Below are 16,983 nucleotides of genomic sequence, written 5' to 3'. Positions count from 1 at the left end.
CAACCACCAGTCTCAAGACAACAACCAGCGCCGCAGACGGGCGATATCGCCGGGATATTCGCGGCGCAGCGTCTCAATCCAGTCTTCCACGTTTTCCCACCAGGCGGGATGATCCGGGCTCTGGATCAGCTGGGCCGTCTGCTGCAGTCGGCGCAGGCCGATGGAGCCTGCCGCCCCTTTTATCTTGTGGGCCTCCTCCACCACCCCCGCCTGATCCTTGGCAATCATGTTGGAGTCGAGCACCGCCATGTAGTCCGGCATCATCTTCTCGAACAGATCGACGCTGGAGAGCAGCACCGGCTTGCCCACTGTATCGGCATAATCAGTGAGGAAGGGGATATCCAGCAGGGCATCCTGATTGCCCGCATCCGCCTGCTCATCCGCCTCATCCTCGGCGAGATCGGCAAACAGGTGACCAATCACCTCCCGCACCGCTTTGGAGCCAAGTGGCTTGTTGATCACATCCTGCATGCCGTGATCCCGGTAGTACTGGCGATCACCGGTGGAGTTGGCGGTGAGCGCCACCATGGGCGGCAGGCTGTCGCCATAACGCGCCAGCAGCTTTTCAGCCACATCGAAACCGGTCATGTCCGGCAGCTGGATGTCGAGCAAAATGAGGTCAAAATCATCCGGATTGGCCATCGCCAGCGCCTGCGCACCATCACGTGCCACCTGCACCTGATGACCCAGCTTGTTGAGCAGGGCACACGCCACCGTCACGTTGAGCTCCACATCCTCCACCAGCAGGATATCGAGGGATGGCATCTCCTCCTCTTGCTCCGGCAACACAGGTTCGGCGCAAGCGACCTCCAGCTCGGCGGTGAAGCAGGAACCTTCGCCCGGATCGCTGTCCACATAGAGCTGCCCGCCCATCGCCTGCACCAGCTGACGGGAGACCGCAAGACCAATGCCGGTGCCGGTGGCGTGCTTCTTGCCCTGCACCTGATAGTACATGGCGAAGATTTTCTCCTGCTGGGCACGCGGGATACCGACACCGGTATCCTCCACCTCGAAGTGCAGGGCCAGCTTGCCGGGCTCGTCGGCTGGGTGAGAGAGGCAGCGCACGGTGACGCCGCCCTCATCGGTAAACTTGACCGCATTACCCACCAGATTCCACAGCACCTGACGCAGCCGGGTGCCGTCGGCCATCACAAATTGTGGCATCTCGCCATCACGATCGAAGTGCAAATAGAGCCCCTTCTGCTCAGCCTGGATGCGCGACAGGGTCTCAAGCTCATCGAGGAAGGCGGGCAGGTCGATACGGGTCGGTGCTATCTCGAGACGGCGTCGGTCGAGCTTGTCCAAGTCGATGATGTCATTGAATATATTGCCCAGGGTCACCGCACTCAGGTGAATGGTCTTGAGCTGTTGGCGCTGGGTCGGGTCGAGGGGGGTATCCATCAGCATCCGGCTCAACCCCACGATGCCGTTGAGCGGGGTCCGCAGCTCGTGGCTGATGGTGGAGATAAAGGTGGTCTTGTCGCGACTCGCCTTCTCCAGTTTGTCCTGATACTGCTTGCGCTCGGTGATGTCGCGACCAAAGCCGAGCAGACCGAGCCGCTTGCCGAAGCGATCGAAGAAGGGCACCTTGCGCAGCTCGAAGTAGGCCTTGCGGCCATCGGGATACTCCAGCCACTGCTCGTAGGTGAGCGGTTCGTTGCTGGCAAAGACCTGCTTGTCGGTCTCCACCACCTTGTTGGCAATCTCCTGCTTATAAACATCGAACGGGGTCAGACCGATCAGCTCGCTCTCCGCCTTACCAGTCAGCTCCTCCATAGCGCGGTTGCAGCCAGAGAACTGCTCATCCTCGTTGCGGTAGTAGACCAGATCCGGGGAACAGTCGATAAAAGAGCGCAGCAGAGCGGTACGCTCCCCCAGATGGAGCTGAGCTTTCTCCCGCTGGAACACCTCGTTTTCGAGATCTTCAATGGCCTGCAAACGCAGGCTCTCGGCCCGGTTGGTCTCGGCAATCTGGGCATTGAGGCGACTGATGTTCTCCTGCAACTGGCTGTTAAGCTCCAGATCCCGCTCACGCATATCTTGCAGCTTGCGCACCATCCGGCTCAGTCGCTGACGGGAATCCTCCAGCTGATCCACCACGATGGAGAGAAAATAGACCGCCCAGGGGGTCACCAACAGGCCAAAGAAGACCGAACGCACGAAGTCGATCACATCGATATTGCCGCGCAGAAACAGGGTTACCCCCATCTGGATGGCGACCGCCAGCACTATGATGCCGGCCGCCAGAAACATGCTGAATCGCACCAGTCCCAGCTTGGTCATCAGGTCGACGTAATATTGCGCCCAGGATTTAATCTGCTTCATCTTGTTATTTTCTCCCCGATATTCGCGAACAGAATACCAGCACAGAGAATTGAACTCTTCTTATCTCGCACAATTAATTAACGATTCGCCGTGTAAAATGAGTGAGTTAGGATATTTGATGAAATTCTGTCAGTTGCCATTAAGGGTGGCCCCCTATAATCATCCACCCGTCAATTTAAACACGTTTAATTCAGGAGTTATCTGATGCGCAACACCACCCTGCTTGGTCTGGGCCTGCTGGCTGCAAATAGTGCATATGCGGATTTGGGAACCATTCCCAACGAATCGGGCTGGTCTGGTTTCCTGCTTGGCGGAGTCAATGTCATCAATTACGAATCTAACTTTTACAGCGGTGATGACGAAAACCGTCGACTGGGCGGGCTGGGCAGTGCCGAGAGCAGTTCCGCCGTCGCCCCGCTGCTCAACGCTGATATCCGTTATACCTTTGCCGATACCCGCACCCAGGTCTTCCTCGGTAACCTGATCCAGGATGCCATCCGTTTCGACTTCACCCAGCAGCTCGGTATCCGCCAGGAGATGAGCGACAAGGGTATCGTGGCTGGCTCCGTGGTCTTCAATGCCATGCCAACCGAACAGTGGAGCGATCCTTTCGCCGTAGGCGTCGATCGCCAATCCACCGATATCAAGTCAAAAGGGGTTCGCTTCGCCTGGGACAACATCTGGGGTAGCAACTTCAATGGCAGCCTGACCACCCGCAACATCGAAGTCGATGAGGAACGCAGTGGCAGCCAGTATGGCGCCGACACAGCGGCCAAGCTGGATCGCAACGGCAAGATCCACGCCCTGGATTTCTCCTACAAATGGCAGCTGGCACCCGGCCAGGTGCTGGAACCGGCTTTCATTCACCGTCAGGCCGATCTGGACGGCAGCGCCCAGAGCTACAAGAGCAACGGCCTCCAGTTGACCTACGGCAAGCGGGCATCCCAATGGTCCTTCGTCAGCAACCTCTATCTGGGTCAGACCAAATATGATGAGGCCAACCCGATCTTTGGCCAAAATGCCGACTCCGACGAGTTTGCCCTGACCGGCACCTTCTTCTGGCACCGCCTGTTCGGTATCGCGCCGCTCTCGGCAACCTTTACCGCTGGCTATGCCAAATCCGATTCAGATATCGACTTCTACGACTCCGAATCCATGGTGTTCAATACCGGTCTGCTCTACAACTTCTAACCCGCCACCCACTGGAAAAGAACAAGGCCACCTGAGTGGCCTTGTTGCTATCTGCTTGTCGCCCGTCAGATCCCGAGGGAGTCGAGCAGATCATCGTGATCATTACTGGCAGGTGCAGCGGCTGCCGGTGCCGGTTTGGTCGCATCCTGTTTGGCCTGAGCGATCAGGGCATCAGGATCCAGCTCCTCATGCTCCATCCCCTCATTGTGGATGCGGATGAACTCGGTCTTGTCCATCGCCAGCTCCAGATAGAAGATGTTGTTGCGGGCGGTGAAGAAGGTCACGCGTCGGGACTCCGGACTGTCGAGATTGGTATCGACGCTCAGCATCACCTGCTTGTTGAGGGCCAGCATCTTGGGCTGGTTCTGGGTGATGTGAGTCTGCAGATCACGGCCCACCTTGACGGTAAAGCTGCCAACGATCTGGTTCATCAGCTCGCCCATCACGTTGCTCACCTCGTCAGAAGTATGGGAGATGGCAAGATCCTCCTTGGAGAGTCCCATGCTCAGCATGTAGCTCTCATAAAGCTCCATGGCGGCTGCGGCAGAGAAATTGATCACCACCAACCCCGAGAAGCCGCCATCGAACAGCACGAAACAACCGATATCCGGCTTGAGGCAGGTCTTGCTGATCCGCTGCACCATACCGGAAAAACGCACCTGACTCTGGGTGGCCGCACTCAATACATCCGTTACCGAATGACACAGACTCAGTAATACATCCTCTGTGGTCAATACGGCATCATCGTCGGCTCTTGTCACTATCATGGGACCTTCCTGCACATCGAAAATGGGATGATCTATACCATAACTCTAACAGATGGCGCGGCCCACAGACTGAAATAGCGACACAGCTCTCAGTTGACGCCGTTGTCAGTAGCCGCAGGGGTGAAACCACTCAGCTTGGCGAGCCGATCACGCCATCTGTCGGCCTGCTGCACCAGGAGGTCTAATTCATAAGGTACGGCTGGATGAGCCCCCCAGATGGGACCGGGCCAAGCGGGGTCTGTGGCGAAACGGGCAACATGGTGAATATGCAACTGCGGTACCTGATTACCCAGCGCCCCTATGTTGATCTTGTCCGGGCTGAGGGAGTGTTCCATCAGGGCTGCGATGGCACAAGACTCCTGCATCAGCTGCTGCTGCTGCTCCGGTGCCAGGTGATGGATCTCGCGCAAATTGACCACACGCGGCACCAGAATGAGCCAGGGGTACTGACTATCTTTGGCCAGCAGGACTCGACAAAGCGGCAGATCACCGAGCCACTGGGTATCTGCCTGCAGGCGTGAATGCAATTCAAACATGAAAACCTCGTTGAGTACGATGAACAGAGCGCCTGAAAAAAGGAGTGTCCACGTTACTGCAACGGGCAGAAAACTTAAAGCTGTGGCACGGCCCAACCGATAAAGCGCTTGCGCAGGGCCGGATCTGCCTTGAGGAACAGCTGCTGCAACTGCCCTTCCAGCTCGCTGGCTGCCACAACGGGTTGCCCCCCACCGGATAGCGTAGCTGTTGGTTGTGTAGTCACAGCAACGGCCGTCAGCGCCGCCTTGCCGCCGCTGCGGTTGTATTCAGCCAGTTTGCCGTTCCAATCCACCCCAAGCAGCATGCCGCTGGTCACCAGCACATCCTGCAGGATGGCAAGCGCGCGGCCATTCTCCTGCAGCGCTACCACAGGAGCCTTGGCATACGCCTGCATCCCCCGCTCGTCTCCCGGTACGCTGGCCGTCAGCTGCAAATGCTGATTGCTGCCCTGATAGCGCACCACCTGCGGCTCGGAGCGTACCTGCCGATCATTCTCGCTGCTGCTGCGACTGGGGATCACCCCCTCGAAGCGCACCAGCAGTTGCTGCTCGCCATCCGCCAGGGTGGCATGCTGCTCGTCTTGCAAGGTGCCGTTGCTCACCGCGAGGATGCGGAAATTCTCCGGCACCTTCACGTCCACCATGGCCTGCACACTGCCTGCCCCCAACACTGCACAGAGCAGCACAAACCCGGTCAACCCTCTATTATTCTTCATTCCCGCTGATCTTCCTGATGCCGATGATGGGCGCAGGGTAGCAGCCGAAGATGACAGAAAAATAACGCCGCTCAGAGCAGGTAGTGGGGTCGCTCGGCAAACCACTGGGCCAACACCTGCTTGAACAGCCGGATCTTGCGCGGCACCCGTCGCTGCTGGGCATGCAGCACATGAAGCTGATGCAGACCGCTCTGCCACTCGTCAAGCACGGTCACCAGCTCCCCCGCCATCAGCAGCGATTCCACCAGCATCAACGGGCACTTGGCATAGCCCATACCAGCGCGCGCCAGTTGCAACACTGTGCTGTAGTGGTTGGCCCGCACCTTGCCCTGCACCAGAATGTGGGCCTCTTCCCCCTCATGGATAAAGTGCCACTGCTCCCAGGCCGGATTGTGCCCCTGCAACAGGCAGCTGCGCCCGCTCAGCTCATAGGGAGTGGCAAGACGCCCCTCTCGCGCCACCAGTGCGGGGCTCGCCACCACCACATCCTTGAGCCGCCCCAGCGGCAGGGCCACCAGATTATCCGGCACTTCGCTCATGGCGCGCAGGGCGATGTCGTTCTCTCCCTGGCTCATGTCGACCATCTGGTTGGTGAAGTTGAGCTCCACCTCCACTCCCGGGCAGAGCGCGGCAAAGCTGGTCAGCAGCTCGCTCACCATGCGATCGCCGGTGCTGACCGGGCAGGTAAAACGCAGTCGTCCGCAATCCTCTTCGGTCAGCGCCTGAATATCCTGCTCCGCCTGCCGAGCCAGCGCGAAGATCTCCCCCGCCTGCTGGTAGAGGGTCTTGCCCGCCTCGGTCAGACTGAGGCGGCGGGTGGTGCGCTGCAACAGTTGCGCATTGAGGGAGGACTCCAGCGCGCTGACGTGGCGGCTCAGCATCCCCTTGCTGACCCCCAGCGTATCGGCCGCAGCCGAGAAACTGCCGCGCAGCACCACCTCATAAAAGCTGGCCAGATGGGCGATATCCATCATTAGCTCCAATATGGAAACAATGGGTTTATTTTACGCGCTTTTTCACATTTTCTGTTGCGCTAGAATCGATACATTCCAACCAGGAGTGATGCAGATGAAAATTGTGATTGTGGGTGCCTCCGGCACCGTCGGTTCCGCAGTCAGTGAACTGCTTGCCAAAGATCATCAGGTGATCCGGGTCGGCCACAGTCGTGGCGATGCCACGGTCGACATGCGCGATCCCGCCTCCATCAAGGCGCTGTTCGCCAAGCTGGGCCAGTTTGATGCACTGGTTGTCGCCAGCGGCAGCGTGGCCTTCAACGGCCTGACCGAGATGACCGACGAACAGTGGCAGGTGGGACTGGAGAGCAAGCTGATGGGCCAGATCAACCTGACCCGTGCCGCTATCCCCCACCTGAGCGACAAAGGTTCCATCACCCTGATCAGCGGCATCCTGAGCGAGGAGCCGATCAACTGGGGCGTGAGCGCCAGCACAGTCAACGGCGCCATCGAGCACTTTGTGAAAGCGGCCGCCTGCGAGCTGCCAAGGGGCCTTCGCATCAACGTGGTGAGCCCCACCGTGCTGGCGGAGTCGATGGACAAATACGCTGACTTCTTCCCGGGGTTCGTGCCGGTGCCTGCCGCCAAGGTAGCGCAGGCTTACAAGAAGTCGGTGTTGGGCATCCAGACCGGTCAGGTGTTCAGGGTCAACGGCTGATCGCCGCTCGCTTGCCGCCAGACCAGCAATAAAAACGGGCCCCGCAATGGGGCCCGTCTGTTTATTTGCCTCTATCTTTCACCACCAGCAAACGTTTGTTTATAGGCGACAAAAAAAGAGCAACCCTTAGTCGATCAGACCGTACTGATCACGCAGCACCTCGATGATCTCCTGCTTGGGATTGGCAGAACGCGCCAGCTTGTGGCCGATGATCTTCTCGGCGATCCCGACGTAGGTGTTGGATATGTCCATCATTACTTCGGTCGGCAGCTTGTTGTCGCGGGCCAGGGCGAAACGTTCCGGCATGCGGTTCTTGTTGAGCAGGATGTCCGGATCCGGGAAGTGGTTGAGCAGCCACTGACGGAAACCCTCTTTCGACTTCTCGACAATCTGACCGTCGCGCAGGGCCGCGCCATCCCAGATACGGGAGCTGTCGGGGGTGCCCACTTCATCCATGTAGATGAGCTTTTCGTTGCCGGCGGCATCGTGGACGTAGCCAAACTCGAACTTGGTATCGACGAAGATCTGATCCAGCCCGGCCAGCGCGTCGCTGATGACGTTGAAGCCCTCTTTGAGCAGCACTTCGTAACGGTCGATGTCAGCCGGTTTGCTGAAGTTGAAGCCCTTGTAGTGGCGCTCGATATCGGCACGGGAAACGTTGACGTCATCAGCTTCCGGCACGCCATCCAGCCCTTTCAGCACGCCCTTGGTGGAGGGAGTGATGAGAATTTCCGGCAGCTTCTGATCCTTTTTGAGCCCTTCCGGCAGGGTGATGCCGCAGAACTCGCGCTCGCCATCCTTGTAGGCACGCCACATGGAGCCGGTGATGTACTGACGGGCAATCGCCTCGATCATCACCGGACGAGCTTTTTGCACGATCCAAACGAAGGGGTGCGGAATATCCAGAATGTGGCTGTCGGCCAGTCCCTTCTCCTTGAACAGCTTGAACCAGTGGCTAGAGATGGCATTAAGCGCAGCCCCTTTGCCCGGTACGCCGTTCAGGCCATCCACACCTTGCCAGATGCAATCGAAGGCCGAGATGCGATCGCTGATCACCATGAGGGCGAGGGGCGCATCGGCCGGCACATCATAGCCTTTCTCTTTTATGAGCCGGGCACTGTCTTCGGGGGTCAACCAGTAGACGCTGCGCACTTTGCCGGAATGGACAGGTTTATCGGTACGGATCGGCAAATCGTCATTCACCGCCAATACTTGATCTGCAAGACTCATGGCTAATAACACTTCCTGTTTGTGGGGGGTAAACATCGCGAGTCCCTCACCCGCGCGCTCTGTTTGCAACGGACTGGCAAGGGGGCTCGCATCATCGAAAACCGCTCGGAATCCCCGCGTTTTCAGGGGGATTTTGATAACAAAACAGGGGCACAAGGCCCCTGTATTTATTCTGCTTTTGCTGCTGCCTGATCGGCCAGCCCCTTGGCGAACGCCTCGGACAGGCTGATATACATCTGGGAGATAACCCCGGACGATACCGGCTTCTTGTCCTTGTCGAACAGGGTGATGGAGGTCTTGCCTCCCGCCATTTCGCCAAGCTGGAAGCGGTATTTCTCCTCCTCCAGTTTGAACGGCTCGCTCCCTTTCGCCTTCCAGAACTCGGCACCCGGCTCTTCGTACTCGACGTCGATCCAGCCCAGAGACTGCTGGGTATCCTTGATGGTGAAACCGTAAGCAGGCAGTACCTGATTAAGGCGACGCCACACCTGATCAAAGGAACCTTCGGCAATCCAGGCGCTCAGCTCGTTGTTGTCCAGACCCAGTTGCAGACCCATGCCATCGTTGGACTTGTGCTGCTCGCGGGCTTTCAGCTGGCTGTCGTAATAGAGAGAGAACTGGTTCAGCACTCGCGCGGCATAGCGCTGGGCATCGGCAGGGGTCAGCTTGTTGCTGGTCTCGCCGTCGATGGTCTCTTCGTGATCCAGTACCCGGACCGACATGTTGACGGCGTGGCGCTGGGCATCGTTGCGCACGGTGAACTGGTAACGCTGACGGATTTTGAAGTCTTCGTCATCTTCACCCCAGCCATCGAGGGCAACAGTGTTGTCAAACCAGCCGGTCTGCAATACGCCATCCTGCTGATCCAGCTTCTCGGTGGTGACCTTGTATTTGGCCAGGAAGTTCATCAGGAACGACCAGGTATCGCGCTCCACGCTCTGGCTGGTGCTCAGGGCATAGAAGGCAACGGTCGGTTCGGTTGCACTCTGCACCACCTGACTGCCCGGTACCACGGTCAGCAGCTGGGCGGGTGGACGCACATCGACCTGGGCGCCGAGGGCACCTTCACGGCTGCTCTCGGGAAGTGGCGGAATATCGTACTGGCTGTTGAAGGTGGGGGCACTCAATCCTGCGGGGATCAAGAACGCGCGGCCCTCGAGGCGGGCATCTTCATAACCGAAGTCGCGGTTGGCCATTTTGCGATCCTGGGGGGTGCTGCAACCGGCCAAGACGGCCACAGTCGCAACGCTCAGCACCAGACGGGCTCTATTTCCCTTTCCATTAGATTTAAACACTCGCCATCAACTCCGCTGTGGTCAGTGCTCGCGCCATCAGCTGCTCGCCCTCGGGGGTGAGGTCAACCAGCGGCAGGCGCAAGGTGGCTGTTGCAATCAACCCCAGTTGGGCACAGGCCCATTTCACCGGGGTGGGGCTCGGTTCGCAGAACAGAGTCTTGTGCAACGGCATCAAGAGATTGTTGATGTCATGCGCCTGCCCGGCATCACCGGCCAGCGCAGCACGACACATGTCGGCCATCTGGGCCGCTGCAATATTGGTGGTGACCGAAATCACGCCATCGCCACCTTGCAGCATAAAATCACAACCAGTGGCATCGTCGCCACTGTAGAGAGCAAACTCCGGCCCGCACAGCTCGCGCAGCAGCGGGGTGCGGCTCAAATCGCCGGTTGCCTCTTTCAAACCGATAATGCCGGGAACCTTGGCCAGACGGGCCACGGTCTCCGGTTTGAGATCGCAACAGGTGCGACCGGGCACATTATAAAGAATTTGGGGCAGACCACTAGCCTCGGCGATCGCACAATAGTGGCGATAGAGACCTTCCTGAGTGGGCTTGTTGTAGTAAGGAGTCACCGAGAGACCCGCCACCACGCCGGTTTTGGCCAATCGCTTTGCCAATTCAATGGCATGGGCAGTATTGTTGGAGCCGCAACCGGCGATGACGGGAATGCGTCCGGCGGCATACTCAACGGTCTTTTCAACGACGGCGATATGCTCCTGCTCGCTCAGGGTCACCGATTCCCCTGTGGTACCCACCGCAACAATGGCGCAGGTCCCGGCGCTGACATGATAGTCGACCAGTTTGGCCAGACTGGCCCAATCGACTTCACCTGAAGCCAGCATGGGGGTAACGAGCGCAACAATACTACCGCGTAACATGGACTTTTCTCCCGATTTTCAGGGGCGTAATGGTAAAGCTGACCCCTTTGAAAAACAAGGGAGAGAGGGGGCAAGCCGTGATACCATCCGGAACAAAAAGTAATGGACGAAAGTCGGCAGCGTCCCTCAGGGAGTGGTCATCAGGGCCGGAGGGTTGGCTTGCCAGCGCGGCTTTCGCAACGAAATAACGGACGAGAGAAGATTTATGACTCACTACCTGGTCGTAACGGCCATCGGCACGGACAGGCCTGGCATCGTCAATGAAGTGACCCGCCACGTCAGTGGCTGTGGTTGCAACATTGTAGACAGCCGCCTTGGCATCTTCGGCAATGAATTTACCTTTATCATGCTGCTCTCGGGCGACTGGAACAGCATGATGCAACTCGAAATCAGCCTGCCCCTGCGTAGCCAGGAGTGGGATCTCATCACCATGATGAAACGCACCGAGCGCCACCAGTCCCTGCAGTATGACGTCCGCGCCAGTGCCGACCTGTTGATCCGCGACGAGCCCGGCATCGTAAGCCAGTGCACCCAGTTCTTCAGCGAACATGGCTGGAACATTCAGGCGATGCAATCCATGACCCTGGAGCAGCAGCCATTCAACCTGCTGAAGATCAGTTTTCAGCTCAATCTGGCCAGAGAGGGTGAAGTGGAAGGTTCGCAAACCGCCTTCGCCGAATTCTGTCGTCAACTGGGTGCCGAATCGTTCGAGTTTATCGTCAATCGCAAACACGCCTGAGGGCGTTTTACCCGAGGAGACCCCATGCAACCACTACAAGCTGGCAGCCCCGCCCCCGATTTCTCCCTGCCCGACCAGAATGGTAATCAGGTCAGCCTCGCTGGCCTGCGCGGCAGGAAGGTGCTGGTCTATTTCTATCCCAAGGCAATGACCCCCGGCTGCACCACCCAGGCCTGCGGCATGCGCGATGTGAACGCCGAGCTGGCCGCCCTCAATGTGGTGGTGCTTGGCATCAGCCCGGATCCGGCCAAACGGCTGAAAAAGTTCGAAGAGCGGGACCAGCTCAACTTCACCCTGCTGGCCGATGAAGACCACGCCGTCGCCGATGCTTTTGGCGTCTGGGGCCCGAAGAAATTCATGGGCAAAGAGTATGACGGCATTCACCGTCAGAGCTTCCTGATCGATGAAGAGGGCAAGATTGCCCACCACTTCGACAAGTTCAAAACCAGCGATCACCATCAGGTGGTACTGGATTTCCTCAAGGGATAACCCTCCCCTGCGTCATTGAAAGGCCTGCCATGCAGGCCTTTTTTGTCTGGCCAGCAAGCCCTTGCCAGTGGATTTTTCTCACCAACTCCCCCGCCCAGATCAAAAAATTCATTTTATATATGGGTTAACGTGACCCCAGAATCATCTTCCAGCGAGATATCCCATGAACATGAGCAACACAGAACGTTTGATCCTGAGCAACCAGTACGAAATTCTGGCGAAACTCAACCCGGAGAAGGCGGACATCTACCAGCGCGCCAGCACCATCATCGAGCGCGGCTACTGCCTGCAGATCCTCGAGCTGGAGAAGAGCTTCGGCCATCTGGATCTGGCGACCTGCCAGGAGGTGATCGACACCCTGGAGCTGCATCACGCACTGGCCATCTCATGGGGTAATCTGGATGCCGCCGATCAGGGCGAGATCAACGCCAGCCGTCTGGAGTTCAACGGCTACAGCCGCAGCCAAGAGCGTGAGCTGGCTGACTACGTCTGCTTCCTGCTGGAGGTGGACAAGCGCTTCCCCGAGCTCAAGTGCCCGTGCGACGAGCTCTCCAGCGACATCGCCATGCGCGACAAGTACCAGCGGATGCTGCAGGTGTGGCGTCAGTGTCCACGTCAGTACAAGCTCTCCATCCAGGAGATCCGCAAGGTGCTGGCGGCCTGATCCACACACCGACCGCAACAAAAAGGCGCCACTGGCGCCTTTTTGCATCTGATACGGGTTATTCGTAGAGAAAGGATTTATCGAGCTGCTGGAAGGCGGCCTTGAGGGTATCGGCCAGCTCTTCATAGCGCGGCTGTGACACCAGCTGACGACGGCCACCCTGCTCGTTCATCTTGCCGTTGATCTCCCGATACCAGCTCGCCAGCGACGGGGGCAAGCGGGTGTCGGCGCGCTGGCCGAGCCAGTAATAACCTTGCAGCGGCAAACTGAGCAGAAACAGCACGGAAGTGATGACTGAAGGCCAGTAGTGCTGCTCCCCAAACTGGAACTGCAACATCACGCTCAGCACCGCCAGCGCGGGGATCACCTTGAGGGCGAACTCGGTCGCCTTGATCACCCGATTTTCAGGAAACATCGAATTGAGCTCGGGACGGCGCGGCCAAAGCGTCATATAATGGCGGCCTTGCTGTAACTTAGTTCCAAAAATGTTCATGCTCATACTACCTCCGAGCGCTTTTTGAACGTACTAACGGCAAAACCTCGACAAAATTTGATGCAAAGTAACAAAGGTTGAGGATGACTTTGTTATTTTTCAACAATCGGGTTATCCTTTGTACGCCCATTTTTGCGTCAAAAGCTTCTTGCTATTGACCTGTCAGGGACGTCTGGATTTCGGGTCTTGTATCACTATACAAGGGGCAAGCAACAGATTGCCAACCCTCATAAGGATAAGTTGAAAGTTTTTGGTCGCACCGCGTCCAACGCATCCGCCTACACAACCCAATCTGCGATAGGATTTATTCATGAGTAAGCTGGTTCTTGTTCTTAACTGTGGCAGCTCTTCCCTGAAGTTTGCCGTCATTGACGCAACCACCGGTGATGACCTGCTGTCCGGCCTGGCCGAGTGCTTCAACCTCGACGACGCCCGCATCAAGTGGAAACTGAATGGCGAGAAAGGCAGTGCCGATCTGGGCGCGGGTGCCGCTCACCAGGAAGCGCTGGACTTCATCGTCAACAAGATCCTGCCGCTCAATCCGGAACTGTCCAAGAACCTGATCGCCATCGGTCACCGTGTTGTTCACGGCGGTGAGCGCTTCACCTCTTCCGTCGTTATCTGTGACGACGTGATCGCCGGCATCGAAGCCGCCGTTCCGTACGCACCGCTGCACAACCCGGCTCACCTGATCGGTATCCGTGAAGCCCGCCGCGTATTCCCGGCGCTGGCTGACAAGAACGTGGCCGTATTCGATACCGCGTTCCACCAGTCCATGCCGGAAGAAGCCTTCCTGTATGCGCTGCCGTACAAGCTCTACAAAGAGAACGGCATCCGTCGCTACGGCGCTCACGGCACCAGCCACTACTACATCAGCCTGGAAGCTGCCAAGCAGCTGAACAAGCCGGTTGAAGAGCTGAACATCATCAACTGCCACCTGGGCAACGGCGGTTCCGTCTGCGCCATCAAGAACGGCAAATCTGTTGATACCTCCATGGGTCTGACTCCGCTGGAAGGTCTGGTCATGGGTACCCGCTCCGGCGATCTGGACCCGGCCATCATCTTCTTCCTGCACGACAAGCTGGGCATGAGCGTGGCCGATATCAACACCATGCTGACCAAAGAGTCCGGCCTGCTGGGTCTGACCGAAGTCACCTCCGACTGCCGTTTCGTTGAAGACAACTACGACAGCAAAGAAGAAGCCAAGCGTGCTATGGACGTTTACTGCTATCGCCTGGCCAAGTACATCGGCGCCTACGCTGCCGCCATGGACGGTCGTCTGGACGCCGTTGTTTTCACCGGTGGTATCGGTGAAAACTCCGCCCCGATCCGTGAAATCACCCTGAACAAGCTGGGTCTGCTGGGCTTTGACGTCGATCACGACGCCAACCTGAAGGCTCGTTTCGGCAAGGGTGGCGAGATCACCAAGGCTGGTTCTACCAAGGCCTTGGTAATCCCGACCAACGAAGAGTGGGTTATCGCCCACGACGCGCTGGAACTGGTCGGCGCTTAATTAACGCAGTAACTCGAGGCCGCCCACCAGGGCGGCCTTTTCCTGATCCCAAAAAATGAACAAGGGGTATAAAGTGGCACGCACTATTATGCTTATCCCGGTCGGCACTGGTGTCGGCGTAACTTCCGTAAGCCTTGGCGTTGTCCGCGCCATGGAACGTCACGGTGTCAATGTCAGCTTCTTCAAACCGGTTGCCCAGCCGCGTCCGGGTGAAACCGGTGCCGAGCGCTCAACCGCCGTTATCCGCGCAGCTGCCAACATCAATCCGCCCGAGCCCTTCACCCTCTCCTACGCCGAGAACATGATCAGCTCCAGCAACACCGACATCCTGCTGGAAGAGATCGTTGCCCGCTTCGAAGAGCACGTGAAATCCAGCGGTGCCGAAGTGCTGGTTGTCGAAGGTATGGTGCCGACCGACAAGCAGCCCTTTGCCAACAAGCTGAACTACGACGTTGCCAAGGCGCTGGATGCCGACATGGTATTCGTGACCCACCCGGGCCATGACTCCAGCCAGAAGCTGAAAGAGCGCATCGAACTGGCCTGCTCCAACTTCGGTGGTGTCAACAACCCCCGCATCGTTGGTTGCGTGATCAACAAGGTTGGCGCGCCGGTTGACGAGCATGGCGTAACCCGCCCTGACCTGACCGAGATGTTCGAAGCCCATCACCACGCTTCTGACGCGGCCCACAACCTGGAAGTGCTGCAAGTGTTCGGCAAGAGCCCGCTGCGCATCCTGGGTTGCATCCCCTGGAACACCCAGCTGATCGCCCCGCGCGCCAAGGATCTCGCCAAGCATCTGGCCGCCAAGATCCTGCACAAGGGTGAGCTGGACAGCCGTCGCCTGCAGACCGTGACCTTCTGCGCCCGCTCCATCCACAACATGGTCGAGCACTTCCGTCCGGGCAGCCTGCTGGTCACCTCTGGCGACCGCTCTGACGTCATCGTCTCCGCCTGCCTCTCCGCCATGAACGGCGTCAAGCTGGGTGCCCTGCTGCTGACCGGTAACTATCATCCGGAGCCGCAGGTCATGGCGCTGTGCCAACAGGCCATGGCCACCGGCCTGCCGATCATGATGACCGGTACCAACACCTGGCAGACCGCCGTCAGCCTGCAGAACTTCAACGTCGATATTCCGGAAGATGACCGCGAGCGTATCGAGCTGGTACAGGACTATGTGGCTGGCCACATCGACAAACACTGGATCGAGTCGCTGACTGTCAGCTCTACCCGTTCCCGTCGTCTGAGCCCGCCGGCATTCCGTTATCAGCTGACCGAGCTGGCCCGTCAGGCCAACAAGCGTGTCGTGCTGCCGGAAGGCGACGAGCCGCGCACCATCAAGGCTGCCGCAATCTGTGCCGAGCGTGGCATTGCCCGTCCGGTGCTGCTGGGTAACCCGGAAGAGATCCGTCGCGTTGCCGAACAGCAGGGTGTTGTTCTGACCGATCGCGTCGAGATCATCGATCCGGCCGTTGTGCGCGAGCGCTATGTGCCGCGTCTGGTCGAGCTGCGCAAGAACAAGGGCATGACCGAAGTGGTTGCCCGCGAGCAGCTGGAAGATAACGTGGTACTGGGTACCATGATGCTGGAGCGCAATGAAGTTGACGGCCTGGTATCCGGCGCGGTACACACCACTGCCAACACCATCCGTCCGCCGATGCAGATCATCAAGACTGCTCCAGGCTCTTCCCTGATCTCCTCCATCTTCTTCATGCTGCTGCCTGACCAGGTGCTGGTCTACGGTGACTGCGCGATCAACCCGGATCCGACTGCCGAGCAGCTGGCCGAGATCGCCATCCAGTCAGCCGACTCCGCAGCCGCTTTCGGCATCGAGCCGCGCGTCGCCATGATCTCCTACTCTACCGGCACCTCCGGCGCCGGTGCCGATGTAGAGAAAGTGCGTGAAGCGACCGAGCTGGCCAAGGCCAAGCGCCCCGACCTCATAATCGATGGCCCGCTGCAGTACGACGCGGCCATCATGGAGAACGTGGCCAAGTCCAAGGCACCGAACTCACCGGTTGCCGGTAAAGCCACCGTGTTCGTCTTCCCTGACCTGAACACCGGTAACACCACTTACAAAGCGGTGCAGCGTTCCGCTGACCTGGTCTCCATCGGCCCGATGCTGCAAGGCATGCGCAAGCCGGTCAACGACCTCTCCCGTGGCGCTCTGGTTGACGACATCGTCTACACCATCGCCCTGACCGGTATCCAGGCTGCTCAGGCTGACGCACAAGCTTAATCAGCATCCGCCTGAAAAAACCGATCACAAAGGCTGCTCACCCCAGGTGAGCAGCCTTTTTTGTTGGGAATTTTTCTGCAGGCAGCATAAGCAGCCGAAGATTCAGGATCAGACAGATAAAAGTGTGAGTGCGTTATGAGGCTATGCTCCCTGTCACACAAGACTTTCCATTTGGTATTTGGCAATAAAAGTCTTTATATATCTTATTGTTATTCGAAAATTGCCATCTCTTATAGCA

16 protein-coding genes are annotated in these 16,983 nt (G+C 58.2%); 7 read left to right on the top strand and 9 right to left on the bottom strand.

Annotated elements, in window-relative coordinates:
• Positions 1-12: 12 nt before the first annotated feature.
• The gene (arcB, locus tag I6L35_RS10025; RefSeq protein ID WP_216980168.1) at positions 13-2,325 is read right to left on the bottom strand and encodes an aerobic respiration two-component sensor histidine kinase ArcB; all 2,313 of its coding nucleotides are present in this window, start codon (positions 2,323-2,325) and stop codon (positions 13-15) included.
• Positions 2,326-2,529: 204 nt separating this feature from the next.
• Here arcB and I6L35_RS10020 point away from each other — a divergent pair, with 204 nt between their 5' ends.
• Positions 2,530-3,516, top strand: coding sequence for a DUF2860 family protein (locus tag I6L35_RS10020; RefSeq protein WP_216980167.1), 987 nt, complete (start codon positions 2,530-2,532; stop codon positions 3,514-3,516).
• Positions 3,517-3,581: 65 nt separating this feature from the next.
• On the opposite strand, the gene I6L35_RS10015 is transcribed toward I6L35_RS10020, so the two are convergent.
• From I6L35_RS10015 to I6L35_RS10000, 4 genes are all read right to left on the bottom strand, one after another.
• Positions 3,582-4,283, bottom strand: a complete 702-nt coding sequence (locus I6L35_RS10015; RefSeq protein ID WP_216980166.1) for a DUF3334 family protein — start codon at positions 4,281-4,283, stop codon at positions 3,582-3,584.
• A gap of 89 nt (positions 4,284-4,372) precedes the next feature.
• Positions 4,373-4,819, bottom strand: coding sequence for an HIT domain-containing protein (locus I6L35_RS10010; protein ID WP_216980165.1), 447 nt, complete (start codon positions 4,817-4,819; stop codon positions 4,373-4,375).
• A 74-nt stretch (positions 4,820-4,893) separates the two neighbouring features.
• On the bottom strand, positions 4,894-5,535 hold the full coding sequence (locus I6L35_RS10005) for a DUF2057 domain-containing protein (protein ID WP_216980164.1): 642 nt from the start codon (positions 5,533-5,535) through the stop codon (positions 4,894-4,896).
• Between the two features lie 71 nt (positions 5,536-5,606).
• Positions 5,607-6,506, bottom strand: a complete 900-nt coding sequence (locus I6L35_RS10000) for a LysR family transcriptional regulator (protein ID WP_216980268.1) — start codon at positions 6,504-6,506, stop codon at positions 5,607-5,609.
• Positions 6,507-6,603: 97 nt separating this feature from the next.
• On the opposite strand from I6L35_RS10000, the gene I6L35_RS09995 reads away from it, so the two are divergent.
• Positions 6,604-7,206 (top strand): short chain dehydrogenase, encoded by a 603-nt coding sequence (locus I6L35_RS09995; protein ID WP_216980163.1) that lies wholly within the window; start codon positions 6,604-6,606, stop codon positions 7,204-7,206.
• Between the two features lie 126 nt (positions 7,207-7,332).
• Here I6L35_RS09995 and I6L35_RS09990 read toward each other — a convergent pair whose 3' ends face one another.
• From I6L35_RS09990 to dapA, 3 genes are all read right to left on the bottom strand, one after another.
• The gene (locus I6L35_RS09990) at positions 7,333-8,436 is read right to left on the bottom strand and encodes a phosphoribosylaminoimidazolesuccinocarboxamide synthase (protein WP_040065098.1); all 1,104 of its coding nucleotides are present in this window, start codon (positions 8,434-8,436) and stop codon (positions 7,333-7,335) included.
• Positions 8,437-8,603: 167 nt separating this feature from the next.
• Complete coding sequence (gene bamC, locus I6L35_RS09985) at positions 8,604-9,731, bottom strand: outer membrane protein assembly factor BamC (protein ID WP_005349235.1); 1,128 nt, start codon at positions 9,729-9,731, stop codon at positions 8,604-8,606.
• Entirely contained in the window at positions 9,724-10,611 is an 888-nt protein-coding gene (dapA, locus tag I6L35_RS09980) for a 4-hydroxy-tetrahydrodipicolinate synthase (RefSeq protein WP_139410839.1), read from the bottom strand. Before dapA ends, bamC begins: the two co-directional genes overlap by 8 nt.
• Before the next feature lie 205 nt (positions 10,612-10,816).
• Here dapA and I6L35_RS09975 point away from each other — a divergent pair, with 205 nt between their 5' ends.
• The 3 genes from I6L35_RS09975 to I6L35_RS09965 all read left to right on the top strand — a co-directional run bounded on the left by I6L35_RS09975 (position 10,817) and on the right by I6L35_RS09965 (position 12,503).
• Positions 10,817-11,350, top strand: a complete 534-nt coding sequence (locus I6L35_RS09975; protein ID WP_005349229.1) for a glycine cleavage system protein R — start codon at positions 10,817-10,819, stop codon at positions 11,348-11,350.
• 24 nt (positions 11,351-11,374) lie between these two features.
• Positions 11,375-11,839: a thioredoxin-dependent thiol peroxidase gene (gene bcp, locus I6L35_RS09970; RefSeq protein ID WP_216980162.1), complete on the top strand. Its 465-nt coding sequence runs from the start codon at positions 11,375-11,377 to the stop codon at positions 11,837-11,839.
• Between the two features lie 163 nt (positions 11,840-12,002).
• Complete coding sequence (locus I6L35_RS09965; protein ID WP_042059885.1) at positions 12,003-12,503, top strand: YfbU family protein; 501 nt, start codon at positions 12,003-12,005, stop codon at positions 12,501-12,503.
• Between the two features lie 58 nt (positions 12,504-12,561).
• Here I6L35_RS09965 and yfbV read toward each other — a convergent pair whose 3' ends face one another.
• Positions 12,562-13,002: a terminus macrodomain insulation protein YfbV gene (gene yfbV / locus I6L35_RS09960; protein WP_043851809.1), complete on the bottom strand. Its 441-nt coding sequence runs from the start codon at positions 13,000-13,002 to the stop codon at positions 12,562-12,564.
• A gap of 304 nt (positions 13,003-13,306) precedes the next feature.
• Between yfbV and I6L35_RS09955 the strand changes: the two genes are divergently transcribed.
• Complete coding sequence (locus I6L35_RS09955; protein ID WP_005341129.1) at positions 13,307-14,509, top strand: acetate kinase; 1,203 nt, start codon at positions 13,307-13,309, stop codon at positions 14,507-14,509.
• Positions 14,510-14,564: 55 nt separating this feature from the next.
• Positions 14,565-16,745 carry a phosphate acetyltransferase gene (gene pta / locus I6L35_RS09950; protein WP_005341131.1) on the top strand — a complete coding sequence of 727 codons (2,181 nt, stop codon included), beginning with the start codon at positions 14,565-14,567 and terminating at the stop codon, positions 16,743-16,745.
• Positions 16,746-16,983 lie beyond the last annotated feature (238 nt).

Source organism: Aeromonas sp. FDAARGOS 1405, from assembly GCF_019048265.1.
GTDB classification, from domain to species: Bacteria; Pseudomonadota; Gammaproteobacteria; order Enterobacterales; family Aeromonadaceae; genus Aeromonas; species Aeromonas veronii_A.
Note: the sequence above shows the minus strand (reverse complement) of the source record. Positions and strands in the feature narration are given on the sequence as shown.